The organism is Enterobacter sp. PL_is514, from assembly GCF_055816715.1.
The window spans coordinates 17,858-40,212 of the sequence record NZ_JBVPGN010000032.1 but is presented as its reverse complement, the minus strand read 5'-3'; the positions used below and the strand labels follow the sequence as shown (position 1 = coordinate 40,212).

The 22,355-nt window shown below is 55.8% G+C and carries 21 protein-coding genes and 1 tRNA gene; 6 read left to right on the top strand and 16 right to left on the bottom strand.

Features of this window, described 5'->3' with window-relative positions; translation table 11 throughout:
• Positions 1–79: 79 nt before the first annotated feature.
• Positions 80–262 carry a hypothetical protein gene (locus AC0TNG_RS11815; RefSeq protein WP_000878752.1) on the top strand — a complete coding sequence of 61 codons (183 nt, stop codon included), beginning with the start codon at positions 80–82 and terminating at the stop codon, positions 260–262.
• 453 nt (positions 263–715) lie between these two features.
• Here AC0TNG_RS11815 and AC0TNG_RS11810 read toward each other — a convergent pair.
• The 3 genes from AC0TNG_RS11810 to proB all read right to left on the bottom strand — a co-directional run bounded on the left by AC0TNG_RS11810 (position 716) and on the right by proB (position 3,271).
• Positions 716–791 (bottom strand) — tRNA-Thr (locus tag AC0TNG_RS11810).
• Between the two features lie 111 nt (positions 792–902).
• Complete coding sequence (proA, locus tag AC0TNG_RS11805) at positions 903–2,156, bottom strand: glutamate-5-semialdehyde dehydrogenase (protein ID WP_032646979.1); 1,254 nt, start codon at positions 2,154–2,156, stop codon at positions 903–905.
• Positions 2,157–2,167: 11 nt separating this feature from the next.
• Entirely contained in the window at positions 2,168–3,271 is a 1,104-nt protein-coding gene (gene proB, locus AC0TNG_RS11800; RefSeq protein WP_008501877.1) for a glutamate 5-kinase, read from the bottom strand.
• 304 nt (positions 3,272–3,575) lie between these two features.
• On the opposite strand from proB, the gene phoE reads away from it, so the two are divergent.
• A complete protein-coding gene (phoE, locus tag AC0TNG_RS11795; RefSeq protein WP_473713221.1) occupies positions 3,576–4,628 on the top strand; it encodes a phosphoporin PhoE in 1,053 nt (350 codons plus the stop codon).
• Between the two features lie 159 nt (positions 4,629–4,787).
• Here phoE and crl read toward each other — a convergent pair whose 3' ends face one another.
• The 3 genes from crl to gpt all read right to left on the bottom strand — a co-directional run bounded on the left by crl (position 4,788) and on the right by gpt (position 7,054).
• A complete protein-coding gene (crl, locus tag AC0TNG_RS11790; RefSeq protein WP_024909470.1) occupies positions 4,788–5,189 on the bottom strand; it encodes a sigma factor-binding protein Crl in 402 nt (133 codons plus the stop codon).
• A gap of 57 nt (positions 5,190–5,246) precedes the next feature.
• Positions 5,247–6,491: an esterase FrsA gene (gene frsA, locus AC0TNG_RS11785; protein WP_024909469.1), complete on the bottom strand. Its 1,245-nt coding sequence runs from the start codon at positions 6,489–6,491 to the stop codon at positions 5,247–5,249.
• A 104-nt stretch (positions 6,492–6,595) separates the two neighbouring features.
• Complete coding sequence (gene gpt / locus AC0TNG_RS11780; RefSeq protein WP_010427903.1) at positions 6,596–7,054, bottom strand: xanthine phosphoribosyltransferase; 459 nt, start codon at positions 7,052–7,054, stop codon at positions 6,596–6,598.
• A gap of 260 nt (positions 7,055–7,314) precedes the next feature.
• Here gpt and pepD point away from each other — a divergent pair, with 260 nt between their 5' ends.
• Positions 7,315–8,772, top strand: coding sequence for a cytosol nonspecific dipeptidase (gene pepD / locus AC0TNG_RS11775; RefSeq protein ID WP_032646976.1), 1,458 nt, complete (start codon positions 7,315–7,317; stop codon positions 8,770–8,772).
• A 76-nt stretch (positions 8,773–8,848) separates the two neighbouring features.
• Here pepD and dinB read toward each other — a convergent pair whose 3' ends face one another.
• The 8 genes from dinB to AC0TNG_RS11735 all read right to left on the bottom strand — a co-directional run bounded on the left by dinB (position 8,849) and on the right by AC0TNG_RS11735 (position 16,055).
• On the bottom strand, positions 8,849–9,907 hold the full coding sequence (gene dinB, locus AC0TNG_RS11770) for a DNA polymerase IV (protein ID WP_008500252.1): 1,059 nt from the start codon (positions 9,905–9,907) through the stop codon (positions 8,849–8,851).
• Between the two features lie 107 nt (positions 9,908–10,014).
• Positions 10,015–10,218, bottom strand: a complete 204-nt coding sequence (nqrM, locus tag AC0TNG_RS11765; RefSeq protein ID WP_023615899.1) for a (Na+)-NQR maturation NqrM — start codon at positions 10,216–10,218, stop codon at positions 10,015–10,017.
• Positions 10,218–11,441: an NADH:ubiquinone reductase (Na(+)-transporting) subunit F gene (gene nqrF, locus AC0TNG_RS11760; protein ID WP_473713220.1), complete on the bottom strand. Its 1,224-nt coding sequence runs from the start codon at positions 11,439–11,441 to the stop codon at positions 10,218–10,220. Before nqrF ends, nqrM begins: the two co-directional genes overlap by 1 nt.
• A gap of 10 nt (positions 11,442–11,451) precedes the next feature.
• Entirely contained in the window at positions 11,452–12,048 is a 597-nt protein-coding gene (nqrE, locus tag AC0TNG_RS11755; protein ID WP_023334613.1) for an NADH:ubiquinone reductase (Na(+)-transporting) subunit E, read from the bottom strand.
• A gap of 6 nt (positions 12,049–12,054) precedes the next feature.
• On the bottom strand, positions 12,055–12,693 hold the full coding sequence (locus AC0TNG_RS11750) for an NADH:ubiquinone reductase (Na(+)-transporting) subunit D (RefSeq protein WP_024909466.1): 639 nt from the start codon (positions 12,691–12,693) through the stop codon (positions 12,055–12,057).
• Positions 12,686–13,480 (bottom strand): Na(+)-translocating NADH-quinone reductase subunit C, encoded by a 795-nt coding sequence (locus AC0TNG_RS11745; RefSeq protein ID WP_032646966.1) that lies wholly within the window; start codon positions 13,478–13,480, stop codon positions 12,686–12,688. The genes AC0TNG_RS11750 and AC0TNG_RS11745 overlap by 8 nt, the downstream gene beginning before the upstream one ends.
• A complete protein-coding gene (locus AC0TNG_RS11740; RefSeq protein ID WP_473713219.1) occupies positions 13,473–14,708 on the bottom strand; it encodes an NADH:ubiquinone reductase (Na(+)-transporting) subunit B in 1,236 nt (411 codons plus the stop codon). The genes AC0TNG_RS11745 and AC0TNG_RS11740 overlap by 8 nt, the downstream gene beginning before the upstream one ends.
• 3 nt (positions 14,709–14,711) lie before the next feature.
• Entirely contained in the window at positions 14,712–16,055 is a 1,344-nt protein-coding gene (locus AC0TNG_RS11735) for a Na(+)-translocating NADH-quinone reductase subunit A (protein WP_473713218.1), read from the bottom strand.
• Positions 16,056–16,353: 298 nt separating this feature from the next.
• Here AC0TNG_RS11735 and dpaA point away from each other — a divergent pair, with 298 nt between their 5' ends.
• A complete protein-coding gene (dpaA, locus tag AC0TNG_RS11730) occupies positions 16,354–17,094 on the top strand; it encodes a peptidoglycan meso-diaminopimelic acid protein amidase (RefSeq protein WP_024909462.1) in 741 nt (246 codons plus the stop codon).
• Here the strand turns inward: dpaA and AC0TNG_RS11725 are convergent.
• Positions 17,065–17,832: a class II glutamine amidotransferase gene (locus tag AC0TNG_RS11725; RefSeq protein WP_008500262.1), complete on the bottom strand. Its 768-nt coding sequence runs from the start codon at positions 17,830–17,832 to the stop codon at positions 17,065–17,067. The genes dpaA and AC0TNG_RS11725 overlap by 30 nt on opposite strands.
• 46 nt (positions 17,833–17,878) lie before the next feature.
• Positions 17,879–18,457, bottom strand: a complete 579-nt coding sequence (lpcA, locus tag AC0TNG_RS11720; protein WP_010427884.1) for a D-sedoheptulose 7-phosphate isomerase — start codon at positions 18,455–18,457, stop codon at positions 17,879–17,881.
• A gap of 239 nt (positions 18,458–18,696) precedes the next feature.
• On the opposite strand from lpcA, the gene fadE reads away from it, so the two are divergent.
• Entirely contained in the window at positions 18,697–21,141 is a 2,445-nt protein-coding gene (fadE, locus tag AC0TNG_RS11715; RefSeq protein WP_024909461.1) for an acyl-CoA dehydrogenase FadE, read from the top strand.
• 108 nt (positions 21,142–21,249) lie between these two features.
• On the top strand, positions 21,250–22,020 hold the full coding sequence (locus tag AC0TNG_RS11710; protein ID WP_024909460.1) for an amidohydrolase: 771 nt from the start codon (positions 21,250–21,252) through the stop codon (positions 22,018–22,020).
• The last annotated feature ends 335 nt before the right edge of the window (positions 22,021–22,355 follow it).

Below are 22,355 nucleotides of genomic sequence, written 5' to 3'. Positions count from 1 at the left end.
GAAGCTAAGTAAGCGACTTTGTCTCTAGCGAAGTCATAGCTCTATTCGTTCAGAGGAGGACCAAGAGTCTTTGAAGTACGTGCTGGCGGCGCTCGCCAAGCGTTTTGGAGGCGATGAACATGGTGAAGACTATGAGAAGGTGCGATCGGTTGCCTTCACACGTTTCTACGGCGAGGACGACGAAGATGGTCTTGTTAGTCTGCAGCGTTTCGCAGTTGGGTTAGTCCAGAGCTTGATGGCTGAGATTGTGACCTGCTCCTAGATGATTAATACGCCACTATGCTGGTAATGTCAGCAGATCGCTCAAAGCTGCCTGTCAATAGTAGGGTATCGAATGCATTTTTTTGTTAGATATGACTAAGTGAAATGCAAATGGGTCGTCAAGTGAATGCAATAACCTAAATGGCAGACTAAACGTGTTTGAATGCCTGCGTAGGTTATTGTAATAACATCCTTTAGGTCAAACTGTGCTGGCTGCGAACTGGACTGACAACATCCGTAACCAGAAACCATCAAAGTAGTAATATTGCTCAAAAGACAAGATCGACGGGAGCTACAAGGTAACACGTGCCGTTAGCATACCCTTGCATTGAGCCACAAACAATCTCACTGTACTTGCCACAATTTTGCCACATCTACAACGCGCAAAATTGCACATTAGTGTTGAACAAAGCAAAACAATGCAATAATAACTTGATGATTTTATTATAAAAGATGGTGCCGATAATAGGAGTCGAACCTACGACCTTCGCATTACGAATGCGCTGCTCTACCAACTGAGCTATATCGGCCCTGAGAGGCCGGTTACGAATGTAACCACGGGGCAAAAGGTTAGATCTATCCGGGTGATGCGTCAATGCCCTTTTGAATCAAACGGCTACTTTTGCATCACCCGTGATTATTTACGCACGAATCGTATCGTCGCCGAAGCCGATCCACTTATACGTGGTCAGCGCTTCCAGCCCCATCGGACCGCGCGCGTGTAGTTTCTGCGTGCTGACCGCCACCTCGGCACCGAGACCAAACTGGCCGCCGTCGGTGAAGCGAGTTGAGGCATTAACGTATACCGCAGAAGAATCCACTTCGTTCACGAAGCGATCGGCATTGCGCAGCGTACGCGTCAGGATGGCGTCAGAATGCTGCGTGCCATGCTCACGGATGTGCGCAATCGCGTCGTCAAGATCGCTCACGATTTTCACATTCAGATCCAGTGACAGGAACTCGTCGTCGTACTGCTCCGCGTTGACGGGAACCACGTTAGCCGGGCCATCCTGCAGCAGCGCGAGCGCACTGGCGTCAGCATGCAGCGTCACGCCGCTCTCTGCCATCTGTTTGCTCAGGGCTGGCAGGAAGGTGTTCGCAATATCCTGATGCACCAGCAGCGTTTCAACGGTGTTACAGGTGCTTGGACGCTGGGTCTTCGCGTTAACGATAATCTTCAGCGCCGGTGCAATCTCAGCGCTATCGTCGACCACGATATGGCACACGCCGATACCGCCGGTGATCACCGGAATCGTCGACTGCTCGCGGCACAGCTTGTGCAGGCCAGCGCCGCCGCGTGGGATCAGCATGTCGATGTATTTGTCCATGCGCAGCATTTCGTTGACCAGCGCGCGGTCTGGGCTCTCGATCGCCTGTACGGCACCCGCCGGTAAGCCACACTCTTCCAGCGCCTGCTGAATGACTTTCACCGTCGCGGCGTTGGTACGCCAGGTCTCTTTCCCACCGCGCAGAATAGCGGCGTTGCCGGTTTTCAGGCACAGGGAGGCGACATCCACCGTCACGTTTGGACGGGCTTCATAAATGACGCCGATAACGCCGAGCGGCACGCGGCGGCGCTCCAGGCGTAAACCGCTGTCGAGCAGCCCACCGTCGATCACCTGCCCTACCGGGTCGGCCAGATTGCAGACCTGACGAACATCGTCGGCGATGCCTTTCAGGCGGGCCGGGGTCAACGCCAGACGGTCGAGCATCGCTTCGCTCAGACCGTTGCGGCGCGCTTCCAGTAAATCCTGTTCGTTGGCGAGCAAAATTTCCTGGGACTGTGATTCCAGATAATCAGCGATTTTTTCCAGCACGCGGTTTTTCTCGCGGCTGGAAAGGAGCGCCAGTTTGTAAGAGGCGGCCTTCGCAGCGGCGCCCATTTGTTCCAGCATGTTCTGGCTCCTTAACGAATAATCATGTCATCGCGATGTACGGCAACCGGGCCATATTCATAGCCCAGAATGGCGTCGATCTGCTGTGAGTGGTGACCCGCGATGCGGCGCAGGGCATCGCTGTTATAACGGCTTACGCCGTGGGCGATGTCGCGGCCTTCGAGGTTACGGATACGGATCACTTCACCACGGGAGAAGTTGCCTGTCACGCTTTTAATTCCTTTAGGAAGTAATGAACTTCCTCGTTCCAGAATCGCGGCGGTTGCCCCTTCATCGACGACGAGTTCGCCCGCAGGCGGCGCGCCAAATATCCAGCGTTTACGGTTTTCCAGCGGGGATTCCTGAGCGTGGAAGCGGGTGCCGACCGAGATGCCTTCCATCACGTCACCAATCACGCCAGGGCGGCTGCCCGCCGCAATGATGGTGTCGATACCGGCGCGGCACGCCACGTCAGCGGCCTGCAGCTTGGTCCCCATGCCGCCCGTTCCGAGGCCGGACACGCTGTCACCGGCGATGGCGCGCAGCGCATCGTCGATACCGTGAACGTCGGTAATCAGCTCGGCTTCCGGGTTGGAGCGCGGATCGGCGGTGAACAGCCCCTGCTGATCGGTCAGAAGCAGTAATTTATCGGCACCGGCCAAAATGGCGGCCAGCGCAGAGAGGTTATCGTTATCGCCTACTTTGATTTCAGCGGTAGCAACGGCATCGTTCTCGTTAATGACCGGAACAATATTGTTGTCCAGCAGCGCGCGCAGGGTATCGCGGGCGTTCAGGAAGCGCTCTCTGTCTTCCATATCCGCACGCGTCAACAGCATCTGCCCGACGTGGATGCCATAGATAGAGAACAGCTGTTCCCAGAGTTGAATGAGTCGGCTTTGCCCCACGGCGGCCAGCAGCTGTTTGGAGGCTATCGTCGCGGGGAGTTCGGGGTAACCCAGGTGTTCACGCCCGGCGGCAATCGCCCCGGAGGTCACAATCACAATACGATGCCCTGCGGCATGTAACTGAGCGCACTGACGTACAAGCTCAACAATGTGGGCGCGATTTAGGCGGCGCGATCCGCCTGTTAAAACACTGGTACCGAGTTTTACCACCAGCGTCTGGCTGTCACTCATGATTCTCTGCCGTTCAACGATAAGGGAAAGTAATGTCGAACGAACGTTTTAGCAGGAGTCAGCCCCGTTGCCAACTGCCTTAGCACATCGCGAAACAATTTGTTGCGCGGGATCAGGAAGCGTAGCGGGAGAATTTGACACTTTTATTACCGAAATAATAAATCACAGTTTTTTAAAATTATTCTTAGTTTGTCATAAAAGTTTCATTCCAGAACGATAAAACCCTTCCTGTTTTTTCACGGGACTTAAGCATGAGCTTATCGTCCAGCGAATTTTTTAGCGCGTTTATAAGACAGGATCGAAAATGAAAAAGAGCACTCTGGCATTAATGGTTATGGGCGTAGTGGCTTCTGCATCCGTTCACGCAGCTGAAGTTTATAATAAAGATGGTAATAAGCTGGACGTGTACGGCAAAGTGAAAGCCATGCACTACATCAGCGATGATGCCACCAAAGATGGCGATCAGACTTACGTTCGTTTCGGTTTTAAAGGCGAAACCCAGATTAACGATCAGCTGACGGGCTATGGCCGTTGGGAATCTGAATTTGCAGGTAACAAAGCCGAGAGCGACTCCTCTCAGAAAACCCGTCTGGCGTTCGCGGGCCTGAAGCTGAAAAACTTTGGTTCTCTGGATTACGGTCGTAACCTGGGTGCCCTGTATGACGTTGAAGCATGGACCGACATGTTCCCTGAGTTCGGCGGCGACTCTTCCGCGCAGACCGATAACTTCATGACCAAGCGTGCGACCGGTCTTGCTACCTACCGTAACACCGACTTCTTCGGCGCGGTTGACGGCCTGGACATGACCCTGCAGTACCAGGGCAAAAACGAAAACCGTGACGCCAAGAAACAGAACGGTGACGGTTTTGGTACCTCTCTGACCTATGACTTCGGCGGCAGCAATTTCGCCGTCAGCGGCGCTTACACCAACTCTGACCGCACCAACGCGCAGAACCTGCTGGCGCGTGGCCAGGGGCAGAAAGCCGAAGCCTGGGCAACCGGTCTGAAATATGACGCGAACGATATTTATCTGGCAGCGATGTATTCAGAAACCCGCAATATGACTCCAATTTCTGGCGGATTTGCAAATAAAGCGCAGAACTTTGAAGTGGTCGCACAATATCAGTTCGACTTTGGTCTGCGTCCGTCCCTGGGTTATGTCCAGTCTAAAGGCAAAGATATCGAAGGTATTGGTGACGAAGATCTGGTGAAATACATTGACGTTGGCGCGACCTATTACTTCAACAAAAATATGTCCACCTTTGTTGATTATAAAATCAACCAGATTGACGACAAAAATAAACTGGGCGTGAGCAGCGATGACATCGTTGCCCTGGGTATGACCTACCAGTTCTGATGATGCGAAATAAAAAACCGGCCTGTGCCGGTTTTTTTATTTCGGGGATTAATGCGGACTGGTGCCCTCACCCCGGCCCTCTCCCTCGGGGAGAGGGAGAAAACCATCATTTTTTGTAGGCCGGGTAAGGCGAAGCCGCCACCCGGCGCAGGGACACCATCAGGCAGTCAGCTTCACCGCTTCACTGGAAAAGTTATCTGCGGGCTCGAGCTTGAGATCCAGAGTCGCCAGCAGTGCACGAGCCTTATCATGGAACTCTTTTAGCGTATATTCCAGGCGGTCAATCACTTCCTGATCTTTAATAGAGGTGGCCTGCCAGTTGCCGTCTTTATTAAACAGGCCAAACTGGTAGCTATACGTAAAACGTTTTTCCTCTGCTTCCATTTCCATCCACCAGCCCCAGAATTCACGTTTTTCGGGTGCAGGCTTCACGTTGACGCATACAGCCAGGCAGTCGAAAAAAAAGCGATTCTCTTCACACTGCTCTTCTCGAATATACGGGCCGAGAGCCATAAACTTCTTAATCAGTCTACTTTTCGGGTGTCCACTCGGTAACGTCATTGCGATCTCCTTTTGTGAAGCCACTGTTTTACCAAACCAGCAAAATTTAGCAATCTATTAACACAATCTCTGAGCGATCCAGCGTGTAATCTCTTTCAGCGCTTTATCGAAATTCTGATAGACCGGGCTGAACGGCACTTCTAGCAATTTGCCATCCGCAGATGACGACGTGATTAAGCGCGACTCTTCTTCCGGACTGAACGGATCGTTTTTCCAGAATCCCGACAGCATCGGCGTTGGGCAGCGACGTCCCAGCAACCCTTGCGTTTTTAACGAGTAGCGATTGAGCTCAACGCGCAGCGCTTCGTCTGATGCATCATGCATGCCAAGACGGCTGGCCAGCACATCAAGGTACATTTCAGGTACGCTCCCCTGGCGTGCAGGATCGCTGAGCAGGGCGTGAACGACCGGACCAAGGCAGGCGACGGCTTTCAGGCGAGAAGATTCAAGGTAAGCCAGACGCACCGCGACGTTTGCACCAAAGCGGAAGCCAAATGCCGCCACGCGGGTGTGGTCGACCCACGGAATGTTTTCCAGCGCTTTTAGCGCATGCTGGTGCAGCAGGCTGGAATCCTGAGTCAGTTTCCATTTGGAGGAGAAGCCGATTGAGGGCATATCCAGCGTCAGCATGGCGATCCCTTTTGGTGCGAAGTAGCGCTCATACAGGCTGTAATAATCGATCTGCAACGAATCCAGCCCACCGCACATAAGGACGGTCGGGAACGGGCCTTCACCTTCAGGCATATGCAGGAACCCGGTAATGGATGACCCACCCGGAATGGTAAACTCGAGTTCGCGCATCTGGCCCGGCAGGCGTTGGGCCGCCTCTTCGTAAGCGCGATTCGCCAGCGCCTGTGCCTGTTCGGCCAGCTCATCACCTTTCAGATGTGGATACGCGGCAATGGCATAGAGATTGGCCGCATGCAGCCAGTGCTTGCCGCTGCGCGTGGCATCCTCTTCCTGGCTGGCTTTTTGCTGCCAGAGCATCGCCTGTTTAGACCACTCGTAGATCCAGTTTCCGCCGCGATAGCCCACTACCGTATCATAGAGTTCGCTGTCGGTACGCTCGGCTTCACTCATCACGATACGCGCCTGCACATCAAGGATTTCACGGGGATCGATACCGCGCCAGACCCACATCAGGCGGTTAATCATACGATACCAGTGGGGCACGTTTTTACCGTCTAACGCGGACTGGACGGCAGGCTGGGTCCCCGGATTAAAGCGACGCACCAGCGTCGACGTTTCAGGGTGTTTGAAACGGGGTTTGAAAAGTGTCTCGGTGAGATTCGCCTGCGTCATTGCGTTGCCTCCATGAATACGTCATATGAAGACTATTGTAACGCGTGGCAGGCCAAAAAGAACAACGCCCGGCATTGCCGGGCGTGTAAAGTTACGTACTGGGATTAACGGCCTGAAATCGGCGGTACGAAGACCACGCCCATATCCCATGGCTGTTCAATCCAGGTATCCTGCGGGATATCAATCACGTAATCGTCAACCAGCGGGCGACCAGCAGGTTTCGCGAAGATAGTGACGAAATGTGCTTTCGGATACATTTCGCGGATAGCGACCGCAGTACCGCCGGTATCCACCAGGTCATCAATCACGATGAAACCTTCACCGTCGCCTTCCGCGCGTTTCAGCACGGTCAGCTCACGCTGGTTGTCATGGTCATAGCTGGAGATGCAAACGGTATCGACATGACGAATACCCAGCTCACGTGCCAGCAGCGCCCCCGGTACCAGACCGCCACGGCTGACGGCAATAATGCCTTTCCACTGTTCGGAAGGCATCAGACGCGCAGCCAGTTTGCGTGCGTGAATCTGCAACATGTCCCAGGTGACGACGTATTTTTCGCTCATGTGAAGTGTCCCAGCCTGTTTTTATACGGCTTAAAAAGTGTTCGAGGGGGAAATAGGTTGCGCGAGATTATAGAGATCTGGCGCACTAAAAACCAGTGTTTAGCGCCCTCTGCCTGTGTTTTTACATGCTTTATGCTACCAGCCAGCAGAGAAAGTGGTATTCTCAGTTTCATCTCGCAAGCCTGACTTGTGGTAACTATTAACCTGCTAACCCTGTGACCTGCAACCCTGTTTGCAGCGCCTCGACAAGGAGACTTATCGTGTCTGAACTGTCTCAACTATCTCCGCAGCCGCTGTGGGATATTTTTGCCAAAATCTGCTCCATTCCACACCCTTCCTACCATGAAGAACAGCTTGCCGAACATATTATGGGCTGGGCGAAGGAAAAAGGTCTGCATGCGGAACGTGACCAGGTTGGCAACATTCTGATCCGCAAACCCGCCACCGCAGGCATGGAAAACCGCAAACCGGTTGTGCTGCAGGCGCACCTGGACATGGTGCCACAGAAGAACAACGACACCGTTCACGACTTCACTAAAGATCCTATTCAGCCGTACATCGACGGCGACTGGGTGAAAGCACGCGGCACCACCCTGGGCGCGGATAACGGCATCGGTATGGCCTCTGCGCTGGCGGTACTGGCTGACGACAGCGTTGAGCACGGTCCACTGGAAGTGCTGCTGACCATGACCGAAGAAGCAGGAATGGACGGCGCGTTCGGTCTGCAGGCGAACTGGCTGCAGGCGGATATCCTGATCAACACCGACTCTGAAGAAGAAGGTGAGATCTACATGGGCTGCGCGGGCGGGATTGATTTCATCTCTACCCTGCCGCTGTCACGCGAAGCGATTCCTGCCGGTTTCCAGACCTTCAAGCTGACGCTGAAAGGTCTGAAAGGCGGCCACTCCGGCGGCGATATTCACCTGGGTCTGGGCAACGCCAACAAGCTGCTGGCGCGCTTCCTGGCAGGCCATGCGGCTGAGCTGGATCTGCGTCTGGTTGATTTCAACGGCGGTACCCTGCGCAACGCGATCCCACGCGAAGCCTTCGCCACAGTGGCAGTACCGGCGGCAAAAGCCGACGAGCTGAAAAAACTCTCCACCGTGTACCTGGATATCCTGAAAAACGAACTGTCAGCGAAAGAGAAGAACCTGACCGTGGTGCTGGAATCCGTCTCCACGGATAAAGCCGCGCTGACCGCGAAGTCTCGTGACACCTTCGTTCAGCTGCTGAACGCGACGCCAAACGGCGTGATCCGCAACTCTGACGTGGCGAAAGGCGTGGTGGAAACCTCACTGAACGTGGGCGTGGTGACCATGAGCGACGACAGCGCGGAAATTATCTGCCTGATCCGTTCGCTGATCGACAGCGGTAAAGAGTACGTGGTGAGCATGCTGGAATCTCTGGGCACGCTGGCGGGCGCGAAAACGTCTGCAAAAGGCAGCTACCCGGGCTGGCAGCCGGATGCAAGTTCTCCGGTGATGGCGCTGGTGCGTGAAACCTATCAGCGTCTGTTCAACAGCACCCCGAACATTCAGGTGATCCACGCCGGTCTGGAATGCGGTCTGTTCAAGAAACCGTATCCGGACATGGACATGGTATCTATCGGGCCAACCATTACCGGTCCACACTCGCCGGATGAGCAGGTTCATATCGAAAGCGTCGGCCATTACTGGACGCTGCTGACTGAACTGCTGAAAGCGATCCCCGTTAAGTAATACCCTCACCCCAGCCCTCTCCCACAGGGAGAGGGTGAAAAACGCAGGCCCGGTAAGCGTAGCGCTCCGGGCTTTTTTATAATCCTAATACCAGCTGTCGCTCTAACTGCGGATCCAGCAGCGTGACGTGCAATCCCACCAGCCTCACCCCTCGCCCGCCCCGGCGTTCTTCCCATGCCTTTTTCGCCGTTGCGATAAGATCGTCTTTATTCAGTCGCGGCCAGACGTGTTCCTGCGTGGTCTGCTGGAAGTCGTTGAATTTGAGCTTGATGCCCTGTCGGGCGATGAGCAGGTCCGGCTTCACCTTGCTTAAGCGTCGCTCCAGCTCCGGGTAAAGCTGTTCCGTAATTATGGTTTCGCATTCGGACCAGTCATGAATATCTTCAATGAGGGTGCGCTCAACGCCGACGGATTTACGTAGCCGTTCGCTGTTCACATCGCGATCGTCAATCCCCTGGCTGCGCTCCCACAGCACGCGGCCAAACTTCCCAAAGCGCTTCAGCAGCATGGCGAGGTCGCTTCGCTGCACGTCTTCACAGGTCCGTAGCCCCATGCTTTCCAGCTTTGCAGCGGAGACTTTCCCGACGCCGGGGATTTTACCGAGCGGTAGCGTTTTCAAAAACGCAGGCACCTCTTCCGGCGTGATGACGTACTGACCGTTGGGCTTATTTAAATCGGAGGCGATTTTGGCGAGGAATTTAACGGGCGCGACCCCCGCCGATGCCGTCAGATTCAGCTCGTTGAAAATCGTCTGGCGGATCTCCTGCGCCATCAGCGTGGCGGAGCCGTGGCAATGCACGCTGTCGGTCACATCGAGATAGGCTTCGTCCAGCGACAGCGGCTCTATCAGAGAGGTATAGCGGGAAAAGATTTCCCGAATATGAAGGGAAGCCTCTTTATAGGCGTCGAACCGCCCGGGCAGAAGCGTGAGATGAGGGCAAAGCTTTAAGGCCATCGCCGTCGGCATGGCGCTGCGCACGCCAAATTTGCGCGCAGGATAGTTGGCGGTGCTGATGACACCACGCTGAACGCGGCTGCCGCCAATGGCGATGGGAATATCCCGCAGCGCCGGGTTGTCACGCATCTCCACTGCGGCAAAAAAGCAGTCCATATCAACATGGATTATTTTGCGCATAGTAAGCCCTCACTCATAACTGGATAAGTATACAGTAAACAAATGAGGATTGAGAAGTGTGCGTGGGAATTGTCGGGTGGCGGCTTCGCCTTACCCGACCTGGCAGATTAAATGATGCGCTGCTGCTCGCGGGCCATTCTTTTTTTCCGCGCATCGCACGGTTCCGGGCAGTCGCAGACCTTTTCCATCCCAATGGAGGAAATACCGCCGCAGCTGCCCTGAATGCTTTTCCGTTTAACGATCCAGCCTAACGACATGCCGAAGATGACAAGCACAAAAACCACAAAGGTTGCCAGAAACGTCAGCATCATCAGCCTCCAAAATCATCGAGCATGATATTCTCATCTTCGACGCCGAGATCTTTCAGCATCTTAATCACGGCGGCGTTCATCATCGGCGGACCACACATATAGAACTCGCAGTCCTCGGGCGCCGGGTGCTGTTTGAGGTAGTTTTCATACAGCACGTTGTGGATGAACCCCGTATAGCCCGTCCAGCTATCTTCCGGCTGCGGATCGGAGAGCGCCACATGGAAGGTAAAGTTCGGGTTTTCACGCGCCAGCTGTTCAAACTCGTCGTCATAGAACATTTCGCGCAGCGAACGCGCCCCGTACCAGAAGCTGATTTTACGCTTGGTGCCGAGCCGCTTGAGCTGGTCAAAAATGTGCGAGCGCATCGGGGCCATACCGGCACCGCCGCCGATAAAGACCATTTCCGCATCGGTATCTTTCGCAAAGAACTCCCCGAACGGACCGGAGATGGTCACCTTATCTCCCGGCTTCAGAGACCAGATGTATGACGACATCACGCCCGGCGGTGCATCCGGCACATTCGGTGGCGGCGTGGCGATACGCACGTTGAGCATGATGATGCCCTTCTCTTCCGGGTAGTTGGCCATCGAGTAGGCGCGCAGCGTCGGCTCTTTTACCTCGGATACAAAACGGAAGAGATTGAATTTGTCCCAGTCGGCGCGGTACACCTGCGGAACGTCAAAGTCCGCATACGCCACGGTATGCTCAGGACACTCAATCTGAATGTATCCCCCGGCGCGGAACGGAACATCTTCCCCTTCCGGTACCCGCAGCTTCAGCTCTTTAATAAAGGTGGCTTTGTTATCATTAGAGATAACCTCGCACTCCCATTTTTTAACGCCGAAGATCTCTTCCGGCAGCTCAATCTTCATGTTCTGGCGCACCGCGACCTGGCAGGCCAGACGGCAACCCTCTTTTGCCTCACGCTTTGTGATATGCGTCAGTTCGGTGGGCAGAATATCGCCACCGCCCTCTTTTACCGTCACGCGGCACTGCCCGCAGGAGCCGCCACCGCCGCAGGCTGAGGAGACAAAAATACCGTTACCTGAGAGCGTGTTGAGCAGTTTATCTCCCGCCGGCGTGCGGATCTGATTCTGCGGATCGTCGTTAATATCAATCACCACGTCGCCGGAATTCACCAGCTTCGCGCGCGCCGCCAGAATGAGTCCTGACAGCACCAGTACAATCAGCGTGAACATGACCACGCCAAGGATAATTTCCATCTGTTAGCCCTTATAGCTGCACACCGGAGAAGGACATAAAGCCCAGCGCCATCAGACCGGTGGTGATAAAGGTGATCCCTAAGCCACGCAGACCCGCAGGCACGTTGGCATATTTCATTTTCTCGCGGATCCCCGCCATGGTGACAATCGCCAGCATCCAGCCGATGCCGGAACCAAAACCGTACACCACGGATTCACTGAAGTTGTAATCACGCTGAACCATAAACGAGACGCCGCCAAAGATGGCGCAGTTCACCGCGATCAGCGGCAGGAAGATCCCCAGCGCGTTGTACAGCGACGGGAAGTACTTATCGAGGATCATCTCAAGGATTTGCACCAGCGCCGCGATCACCCCGATAAAGGTGATGAAGTTCAGGAAGCTGAGATCAACCCCTTCCACCAGCGCGCCGTCCCGCAGCACGAAGTTGTACACCAGATTGTTAATCGGAACCGAAAGCCCCAACACAACCGTGACCGCCACCCCCAGCCCAAATGCCGTGGAGACCTTTTTAGACACGGCGAGGAACGTACACATGCCGAGGAAAAACGCGAGCGCCATGTTTTCAACAAACACCGCGCGCACAAACAAACTCAGGTAATGAGCCATCGTCGGTTACTCCTTTTCCTGCTGTTCTGGCTTCAGGGTACGAATCAGCCAGATCAGCAAACCGATAATGAAGAATGCGCTAGGGGCCAGCAGGAACAAACCGTTTGGCAGATACCAGCCGCCGTTTTGCACCGTGTCCAGCACCGTGATGCCAAACAGCTTGCCGCTGCCAATCAGCTCGCGCAGGAACCCCACGGTCAGCAGGATCGCGCCGTAGCCCAGGCCGTTGCCGATACCGTCCATAAAGCTCGCCAGCGGCGGCATTTTCATGGCGTAGGCTTCCGCACGCCCCATGACGATACAGTTGGTGATGATCAGCCCGACAAACACCGAGAGCTGTTTGGAGGTTTCATAGGCGAAGGCGCGCAGCAGCTGATCGACCACGATCACCAGCGAGGCGATAATCGCCATCTGCACGATGATCCTCACGCTGTTGGGAATGTGGTGGCGGATCATCGAGATAAACATGCTCGAAAACGCCGTGACCAGCGTGACGGCCAGCGTCATCACCACCGCCGTTTCCAGCTTGGTCGTTACCGCCAGGGCCGAACAGACGCCCAGCACCTGCAGCGTGATCGGGTTATTGGCGAGCAGTGGGCCAATGAGCACCTTTTTCACTTCTTTCAGTTCACCGGTATCAGCCATTGTTCAGCGCTCCTTCACGTACGTTTTTCAGGAAAGGACCAAAGCCCAGCTCGCCCATCCAGAAATCAAAACTGTGCTGCACCCCGTTTGAGGTGAGCGTGGCGCCGGAAAGCCCGTCGACGGCGTAGTCGTCACCGGGACGTGCCGCCCCTTTCATCACCTTCAGCGCAGGCAAACCGTTATCGTCGAGCACTTTCTTGCCGACAAACTGTGCCCGCCAGTTCGGATTTTCCACTTCGCCGCCCAGCCCCGGCGTTTCGCCCTGGTCATAATACGTAATGCCTTTAACGGTGCGGCCATCCGTATCCAGTGCCACAAAGGCATACATCATTGACCACAGGCCGTTGCCGTAGACAGGAAGCACCACTTCCTGAATGCGTTTTTGGGGGTCACGCACCAGGTAAATTTCGGCCAGGTTGCTGCGGCGCTTAATCCCGGCCGGATCTTGCGATGCCTCGAGCGTCACGCTCATCTGCGGATCTTTCAGCGCCAGCGCCTGGTTGAAGGTTGCCGGGTCTTTATCCAGCAGTTCACCCGTTTTTAAATCCACCAGCCGCGCGGAAATACGTTCGGCAAAGACGGCCGAAACGTCGTCTGCGCTCATTCCTTCCTGCATCAGCCCGGCCACGGCCAGAATGTTGCGCTGTTTATCCAGCGCGCGTTGCTCCTGCTGCAGGGGTTTTAACCCCACGGCAGAACCGGCCACGACGATGGAACAGACCAGACAGAGCACCAGCACCACCAGCAGCGTTTTGCTGATGCTGTCGTTATTTTTTACTTCAGCCACGCGCCTTCCTCCGCTTGATGTTGGCCCGCACCACCAGGTAGTCGAACAGCGGCGCAAACAGGTTGGCAAACAGAATGGCCAGCATCATCCCCTCCGGATAGGCCGGGTTGACCACGCGGATCAGGACGCACATCGCGCCAATGAGCACGCCATAGCTCCATTTACCTTTGTCTGTAAACGAGGCCGAGACCGGGTCCGTCGCCATGAACATCATGCCGAACGCGAAGCCCCCCAACACCAGATGCCAGTACCACGGCATGGAGAACATCGGGTTGGTAGTAGAACCAATAACGTTGAACAGGGTGGCGGTCAGCACCATGCCGATCATCACGCCCGCCACAATCCGCCAGGAGGCCACACGTCCGAAAAGAATGATCGCCCCGCCAAGCAAAATCATCAGCGTCGAGACTTCACCGATGGAGCCCGGAATGCTGCCAATAAAGGCATCAAGCCAGGTGACTGGCTGACCCGTCGCGTTGTTCACCAGCGTTTCGCCACCATGGGCCGCCCACTGTGAAAGCGGCGTCGCGCCGGAAAAACCGTCTGCCGCCGTCCAGACCAGGTCGCCCGAGATTTGCGCCGGATAGGCAAAGAAGAGGAACGCACGGCCCGCCAGCGCCGGGTTAAGGAAGTTCCGCCCGGTGCCGCCGAAGATCTCTTTGGCAATCACCACGCCGAAACTGATGCCCAGCGCCGCCTGCCAGAGCGGTAAGGTTGGCGGGACAATCAGGGCAAACAGAATCGAGGTCACGAAGAAGCCTTCGTTGATCTCGTGTTTACGGATGATGGCAAACAGCACTTCCCAGAAACCGCCCACGATAAATACCGTGAGGTAAATCGGCAGGAAGAACACCGCGCCCAGCGTCATCATGCTGATCCAGCCCGCGTCTGCAGCGAAGCTCACCCCTAACGACTGGGCCAGACGGTAGTGCCAGTCAGACTGGAGCACCTGCGCCAGCTGCTGCGCATCGTACATGTGGTGCAGCGCCGGAATGGTCTGCAGGCCAACGTTGTACATTCCCCAGAACATCGCCGGGAAGACCGCAAACCACACCAGGATCATCATCCGCTTAAGGTCGATGGCGTCGCGAACGTGCGCCGCGCCTTTCGTCACCAGCCCCGGCGTGTAGAAAATAGTCGCCGTTGCTTCATACAGCGGGTAGTACTTTTTGAGCTTCCCTTCGGTAAAGTACGGCTCAATTTTTTCAAAGAGGTGTTTTAAGCCCATCGGTTATCCTTCCTGCTCAATGCGGGTTAACACCTCGCGCAATACCGGTCCATATTCGTATTTTCCCGGACAGACATAGGTACAGAGCGCCAGATCTTCTTCGTCAAGTTCCAGACAGCCTAGCGCCTGCGCGCTGTCGGTATCACCGGCGAGCAGATCGCGCAGCAGCATGGTCGGCAGAATATCCAGCGGCATGACGCGCTCGTAGTTACCAATCGGGACCATGGCGCGCTCGCCGCCGTGCGTACTGGTCGAGAAGCTAAACAGCTTATTACGCAGGAAATGGCCCAGCGTGGTGCGGGTAACGGAATATTTTTCCGCACCGGGCAGCACCCAGCCGAACAGCTCTTTCTCACGCCCTTCCTGCACAATGCTGACCTGCAAATGAAAACGTCCCAGATACGCGTGTGCATTGGCAGCATGGCGTCCGCTGAGGACCGAACCGGAAATCAGGCGGTTTTCACCCTCTTTGGTTTCCCCCACCAGCAGTTCATTGATGTCTGCGCCCAGCAGCGTCTTCACCAGGCGTGGGTGTGCAGCCTGCGGCCCGCCGACGGCGACGATCCGTTCAGCGCAGAGTTCACCCGTAGTAAAAAGCTTACCGATGGCGATGACGTCCTGATAATTCAGATGCCAGACCCGCTTCGTCAGGCTTACCGGCTCAAGAAAGTGGATGTGCGTTCCGACCAGACCCGCCGGATGCGGGCCAGCAAACTCATTAAACGTGACCTGCCCCTGCGGATGCCCGCCAAGCTTGCCGCCGCCGGCCTGGCAAACGTGGACTTTCCCTGACGTGAGGCGGGTTAAAACGGTCAACCCGGCATCGAAGGCTTTGCGCTGCGCCAGGATAACCGGCTGCGGGTCCACGCTAAGCGGATTGGTGTCGATGGCCGTGACGAAAATCGCGGCCGGTTCCGTGCCCGGAACAGGGGATTTGCTGAAGGGACGCGTACGAAGCGCGGTCCATAAACCGGACGCCAGAAGCTGAGCCTGAACGGCGTCACGGCTCAGCGACGCGAGGTCTGCGGCATCGTAATGGGCGAATTCACGCTGTTCGTTGCCTTCAATGCGAATAACCACCGACTGCAGAACGCGTCGTTCGCCACGGTTAATCGCCACAACGGTGCCGCTCGCGGGCGCCGTAAACATCACGCCGGGATTTTTTTTGTCCTCAAAGAGCGCCTGTCCTTTGATCACGCGATCGCCTTCCTGTACCAACATAGAAGGTCGCATTCCCAGGTAGTCGTCGCCCACAATGGCGACATGATTAACGCTTGCGCCTGTCGAAACGTGCTGCGCGGGCACGCCTGCAATCGGCAGATCAAGTCCTTTTTTTATTTTAAACATGTGGTTAGCAGGTTTCCATGAACAACAATCCAGTGGGCGCGAAGTGTAACATTTTCCCCTTCTCGCGGGCAGGGAATCCGCCGTAGCGCGTGCCAAATTGCGAGCTAATGCGCAAAGTTCCTGGAGCCATCGCGATTTTGATGGTTTATAAAGTAAAACTAATTTGTAAACTCACCGCCCGGCTCTTGCGAAAATCTATAGCGGTGCTAATGTGAGCGCTCCTAACAGAATAATCTGATTTCGGGTCTCTTTTGCCGTCCTGGCAAGTTGGTCATGGTTTTATCAAGGAACTAGTAGTATGCGTAAAATCGCATTGTTCATTGCGATGCTTCTGATTCCGTGCATGTCGTTTGCCGGACTGCTCAGCAGTAATAGCTCAACGACGCCGGTCAGCAAGGAATATAAACAGCAGTTAATGGGATCGCCGGTTTATATTCAAATCTTCAAGGAAGAACGCACTCTCGATCTGTTTGTGAAAATGGGCGAGACCTATCAGCTGCTTGATAGTTACAAAATTTGTAACTACTCCGGCGGGCTGGGGCCAAAACAGCGTCAGGGCGACTTCAAAAGTCCGGAAGGGTTCTACAACGTTCAGCGCAGCCAGCTCAAGCCTGACAGCCGCTTCTATAAAGCCATTAACATCGGCTTCCCGAATGCCTATGACCGTGCGCACGGTTATGAAGGTAAATACCTGATGATCCACGGTGCCTGCGTGTCTATCGGCTGTTATGCGATGACCGATTCCGGCATTGATGAGATATTCCAGTTCGTGACCGGCGCGCTGGTCTTTGGACAGCCTAGCGTACAGGTCAGCATCTATCCGTTCCGCATGACGGACGCCAACATGGCGCGTCACAAGTACTCATACTACGCGGATTTCTGGAAACAGCTGAAGCCAGGTTACGACTACTTTGAGCAGACCCACAAGCCACCGGTGGTCTCTATCGTAGATGGCCGTTACGTGGTCAGCAAACCGCTGAGCCACGAAGTCGTCCATCCACAGCTGGCGTCAAATTACACGGTCCCCGAGACAAAATAGCACCCACTCGCCTGGCATAATCTTTTGCCAGGTTTCGTTGCCCGTCAGCGGCTGCGTTGCAATGACTGTGACCACATCGTTCGGTGTGGTCTCCTTCTGAAAGTCTATCTCCACATCCTGATCCAGCAGCGTCGCCACGCCAAACGGCGCACGGCGGGTGATCCAGAACAGATTCGTCGAGCAGAACGCCATCACATAGCGGCCGTCAGAGAGCAGCATGTTGAACACGCCTTTTTCACGCAGCTCGGTCGCCAGCGTCGCGATGTATTTGAACACGGCAGCCATGTTGCCTGGCGTGCGGGGATACCGCTCCGTCAGCTTGTGCAGCAGCCAGCAGAAGGCTTTTTCGCTATCCGTTTCGCCGACCGGGCGGAAATTGCCCGTCTCCAGCGACTTATAGCCCGTGAGTTGCCCATTGTGCGCGTAGGTCCAGTTACGGCCCCACAGCTCGCGGGTAAACGGATGGGTATTTTCCAGCGCCACTTCGCCACGGTTAGCCTGACGGATGTGGGCGATCACCGAGCGGGACTTGATGGGATAGTCCTGCACCAGTTTGGCAATCGGTGAGTTAAAGCTGGGCTGTGGATCTTTGAACGTGCGACACCCTTTGCCTTCGTAGAAGGTGATGCCCCAGCCGTCTTTATGCGGCCCGGTTCCTCCACCGCGCTGAACCAGCCCGGTGAAACTAAAGCAGATATCGGTTGGCACATTGGCGCTCATCCCGAGCAGTTCGCACATACGTCACCTCCACAACAGCGGGGGCAAGAGTGCCCCCAGCGAAGTCTTACTTAACCATCTCTTTTTCGATCAGCTGGATCAGGATGTGGATCACTTTGATGTGAATTTCCTGAATACGGTCAGCATAACCGAAGTGCGGAACGCGGATTTCAACGTCCGCCGTACCGTCCATCTTACCGCCATCTTTACCCGTCAGGGTGATGACTTTCATCCCTTTTTCACGCGCGGCAGCGATCGCTTTGATCACGTTGCCGGAGTTGCCGGAGGTAGAAATCCCCAGCAGCACGTCGCCTTCACGGCCTACCGCTTCAACGTAGCGGGAGAAGATGTGATCGTAACCGAAGTCGTTGCCTACGCAGGAGATGTGGCTCACGTCTGAAATCGCAATCGCCGGGTAGCCCGGGCGGTTTTCGCGATAGCGTCCGGTCAGCTCTTCTGCAAAGTGCATCGCGTCGCAGTGGGAACCGCCGTTACCGCAGGAGAGCACTTTGCCACCGGCTTTGAAGCTGTCGGCCAGCAGGACCGCTGCGCGCTGAATAGCGTGAATATTGGCATCATCTTTCAGAAAGTTCGCCAGCGTTTCCGCCGCTTCGTTCAGTTCGTTACGAATAAGATCCTGGTACATGAGGATAATCCTTCAGTATTGATGAAATAACACAGTGGAGTGTACCGGATAGCGCGAAAAGCGAGAAGCTAAAGCCATGCGAATCGTCCGGCGTTTTGATTTTTTGTGCCGGCTAAAACACGAACAATGTGAACCAGGTTGTAATTATTTTGTAAACACATTGCTAAAGGAATTTACATCAACTACAACCATATCATCACAAGTGGTCAGACCTCCTACAAGCAAGGGAGCTTTTCTTTATGATGATTTTGAGCATTCTCGCAACCGTTGTTCTGCTCGGTGTGTTGTTCTATCACCGCGTAAGTTTATTCCTGAGCAGCCTGATTCTTCTGGCCTGGACGGCTGCGCTTGGCGTCGCAGGTCTCTGGAATATCTGGCTTTTAGTCCCTCTTGCCATCATTCTTCTGCCGTTTAACCTGGCGCCGATGCGTAAATCAATGATCTCTGCGCCGGTGTTCAAAGGCTTCCGCAAAGTGATGCCGCCAATGTCGCGTACCGAGAAAGAAGCGATTGATGCGGGCACTACCTGGTGGGAAGGCGACCTGTTCCAGGGCAATCCGGACTGGAAAAAGCTGCATAACTACCCGCAGCCGCGCCTGACCGCTGAAGAACAGGCCTTTATTGACGGCCCGGTAGAAGAAGCCTGCCGTATGGCAAACGACTTTGCCATCACCCACGAAATGGCCGATCTGCCGCCAGAGCTGTGGGCGTACCTGAAAGAGCATCGCTTCTTCGCGATGATCATCAAGAAAGAGTACGGCGGTCTGGAGTTCTCCGCTTACGCTCAGGCTCGCGTGCTGCAAAAGCTGGCAGGCGTTTCCGGGATCCTGGCGATTACCGTTGGCGTGCCTAACTCCTTAGGGCCGGGCGAACTGCTGCAGCATTACGGTACGGAAGAGCAGAAAGATCACTACCTGCCGCGTCTGGCACGCGGTCAGGAAATCCCGTGCTTCGCGCTGACCAGCCCGGAAGCGGGCTCCGATGCGGGCGCGATCCCGGATACCGGCGTGGTCTGCATGGGCGAGTGGCAGGGCGAGCAGGTGCTGGGCATGCGCCTGACCTGGAACAAGCGTTATATCACCCTGGCACCTATCGCCACCGTGCTGGGTCTGGCCTTTAAGCTCTCTGACCCGGAAAAACTGCTGGGCGGTGAAGAAGATCTGGGCATTACCTGTGCGCTGATCCCAACCTCTACCCCAGGCGTCGAGATTGGTCGTCGTCACTTCCCGCTGAACGTGCCGTTCCAGAACGGTCCGACCCGCGGTCAGGATATCTTTGTGCCGATTGACTACATCATCGGTGGCCCGAAAATGGCCGGTCAGGGCTGGCGTATGCTGGTGGAATGTCTGTCGGTGGGCCGCGGCATTACCCTGCCTTCGAACTCAACCGGCGGTCTGAAGTCGGTCGCGATGGGGATTGGTGCCTACGCTCACATCCGCCGTCAGTTCAAAATCTCCATCGGCAAGATGGAAGGTATCGAAGAGCCGCTGGCGCGTATCGCGGGCAACGCCTACGTGATGGATGCTGCCGCCACGCTGATTACCTACGGCATTATGCTGGGCGAAAAACCAGCCGTACTGTCCGCCATTGTGAAGTACCACTGTACCCACCGCGCGCAGCAGTCAATCATTGACGCGATGGATATCGCGGGCGGTAAAGGCATTATGCTCGGCGAAGGCAACTTCCTGGCGCGCGGCTATCAGGGCGCACCGATTGCCATCACCGTGGAAGGGGCAAACATCCTGACCCGCAGCATGATGATCTTCGGTCAGGGCGCAATTCGCTGCCATCCTTACGTTCTGGAAGAGATGGCCGCCGCGCAGAACAACGACGTGGATGCCTTCGATAAGCTGCTGTTCAAACATATCGGTCACGTGGGCAGCAACAAGGTGCGCAGCTTCTGGCTGGGCCTGACGCGCGGCCTTACCAGCGCCACGCCGACCGGCGATGCGACCAAACGTTATTACCAGCATCTGAACCGTCTGAGCGCCAACCTGGCCCTGCTGTCTGACGTTTCCATGGCGGTGCTGGGCGGCAGCCTGAAGCGTCGCGAACGTATCTCTGCCCGTCTGGGCGATGTGCTGAGCCAGATCTTCCTGGCCTCTGCGGTCCTGAAACGTTACGACGATGAAGGCCGTCAGGAAGCGGATCTGCCGCTGGTGCACTGGGGCGTGCAGGATGCGATGTATCAGGCTGAACAGGCGATTGACGATCTGCTGGCGAACTTCCCGAACCGCTTTGTGGCAGGCGCCCTGCGCGTGGTGATCTTCCCGACCGGTCGTCACCACCTGGCGCCGTCCGACAAGCTGGACCACAAGGTGGCGAAGATCCTGCAGGTACCGAGCGCAACCCGCTCCCGTATCGGTCGTGGTCAGTATCTGACGCCGACGCCACATAACCCGGTGGGTCTGCTGGAAGAAGCGCTGCTGGACGTGATGGCTGCCGATCCGATTCACCAGAAGATCTGTAAACAGCTGGGCAAAAACCTGCCGTTTACCCGTCTGGACGAACTGGCAAAACAGGCGCTCGCCGGTGGCATTATCAATAAAGATGAAGCCGCTCTGCTGGTGAAAGCCGAAGAGAGCCGTCTGCGCAGTATTAACGTGGATGATTTCGAACCGGACGAGCTGGCGACGCAGCCGGTAAAGCTGCCGGAGAAGCACCGCAAACCTGAAGCGGCATAACGCGTTTCGCTTATACAAACCCCGCCTCGCGCGGGGTTTTTTATTGCCACATTTTCTCGTTATGTCGTGCTACAGTGTCAAAAAGTGGTCGTTTGAGGAGTCTGAATTGTGCCTGGTCTGAAGATTTCTATTTTGCAGCAACCTTTAGTGTGGATGGATGGCCCCGCCAACCTGCGCCACTTTGATCGCCAACTGGAAGACATTACCGGGCGTGATGTGATTGTCCTGCCGGAAATGTTCACCACCGGCTTCGCCATGGAAGCGGCACAACAGTCAATGCCGCAGGATGAGGTGGTCGCCTGGATGCATGTCAAAGCGCAGCAGACTAATGCGCTGATTGCCGGGAGCGCCGCCCTGCAGACCGAACGCGGGCCGGTGAACCGCTTCCTGCTGGTCGAGCCGGAAGGAAAAGTGCATTTTTACGATAAACGCCACCTGTTCCGCATGGCGGATGAGCATCATCACTATGAAGCAGGTCACGAGCGCGTGGTGTTCGAGTGGCGAGGCTGGCGTATTCTGCCGCTGGTTTGCTACGACCTGCGTTTCCCGGTGTGGTCGCGTAACCGCAACGATTACGACCTGGCGCTGTATGTCGCCAACTGGCCTGCACCGCGCTCCCTGCACTGGCAGTCGCTGCTGGTGGCGCGCGCGATTGAGAACCAGGCGTACGTGGTGGGCTGTAACCGCGTGGGAACGGACGGCAACGGACATCACTACCGCGGCGACAGCCGGGTGGTGAATCCGCAGGGCGAGATCATCGCCACTGCCGAGCCGCACCAGGCGACGCGCATTGATGCGGAGCTGTCGTTAACGGCGCTGAAAGAGTACCGGGAGAAGTTTCCGGCGTGGCAGGATGCGGATCCGTTTAGCATCGGCTGAAATTTTCCCCTCACCCAAAGGGTTGAGAGATCCCCATAAAATAATGCCAGCAAAGACGACTCCCTCTCCCTTGAGGGAGAGGGCTGGGGTGAGGGGGAACATACGACTGCGGAGGTTATTCCGTTCACTTTATGTTCCTCGCTACTCTGTAACGACACAACCTGTGAACGTGCCAGGGTGGCTCAGTCGCCACCACCCTGGCGACCCGGGCTCCCGGCGGTAAATCGCCGCTTCGCGGTGCCCTCGGCTTATTCCTTCCGGCTTGTCGGGGACGGGCGGAGGCAACGTCCATGTAAAGCCCGCCCTCTCGGCGCATCCCTGCGCCTCGCCCCGGC

Bases quoted from the DNA above. Each gene is read 5' to 3' on its own strand.
- proA (WP_032646979.1), bottom strand. From the start codon at position 2,156: ATGCTGGAACAAATGGGCGCCGCTGCGAAGGCCGCCTCTTACAAACTG.
- proB (WP_008501877.1), bottom strand. From the start codon at position 3,271: ATGAGTGACAGCCAGACGCTGGTGGTAAAACTCGGTACCAGTGTTTTA.
- phoE (WP_473713221.1), top strand. From the start codon at position 3,576: ATGAAAAAGAGCACTCTGGCATTAATGGTTATGGGCGTAGTGGCTTCT.
- crl (WP_024909470.1), bottom strand. From the start codon at position 5,189: ATGACGTTACCGAGTGGACACCCGAAAAGTAGACTGATTAAGAAGTTT.
- frsA (WP_024909469.1), bottom strand. From the start codon at position 6,491: ATGACGCAGGCGAATCTCACCGAGACACTTTTCAAACCCCGTTTCAAA.
- gpt (WP_010427903.1), bottom strand. From the start codon at position 7,054: ATGAGCGAAAAATACGTCGTCACCTGGGACATGTTGCAGATTCACGCA.
- dinB (WP_008500252.1), bottom strand. From the start codon at position 9,907: ATGCGCAAAATAATCCATGTTGATATGGACTGCTTTTTTGCCGCAGTG.
- nqrM (WP_023615899.1), bottom strand. From the start codon at position 10,218: ATGATGCTGACGTTTCTGGCAACCTTTGTGGTTTTTGTGCTTGTCATC.
- nqrF (WP_473713220.1), bottom strand. From the start codon at position 11,441: ATGGAAATTATCCTTGGCGTGGTCATGTTCACGCTGATTGTACTGGTG.
- nqrE (WP_023334613.1), bottom strand. From the start codon at position 12,048: ATGGCTCATTACCTGAGTTTGTTTGTGCGCGCGGTGTTTGTTGAAAAC.
- AC0TNG_RS11750 (WP_024909466.1), bottom strand. From the start codon at position 12,693: ATGGCTGATACCGGTGAACTGAAAGAAGTGAAAAAGGTGCTCATTGGC.
- AC0TNG_RS11740 (WP_473713219.1), bottom strand. From the start codon at position 14,708: ATGGGCTTAAAACACCTCTTTGAAAAAATTGAGCCGTACTTTACCGAA.
- AC0TNG_RS11735 (WP_473713218.1), bottom strand. From the start codon at position 16,055: ATGTTTAAAATAAAAAAAGGACTTGATCTGCCGATTGCAGGCGTGCCC.
- dpaA (WP_024909462.1), top strand. From the start codon at position 16,354: ATGCGTAAAATCGCATTGTTCATTGCGATGCTTCTGATTCCGTGCATG.
- AC0TNG_RS11725 (WP_008500262.1), bottom strand. From the start codon at position 17,832: ATGTGCGAACTGCTCGGGATGAGCGCCAATGTGCCAACCGATATCTGC.
- lpcA (WP_010427884.1), bottom strand. From the start codon at position 18,457: ATGTACCAGGATCTTATTCGTAACGAACTGAACGAAGCGGCGGAAACG.
- fadE (WP_024909461.1), top strand. From the start codon at position 18,697: ATGATGATTTTGAGCATTCTCGCAACCGTTGTTCTGCTCGGTGTGTTG.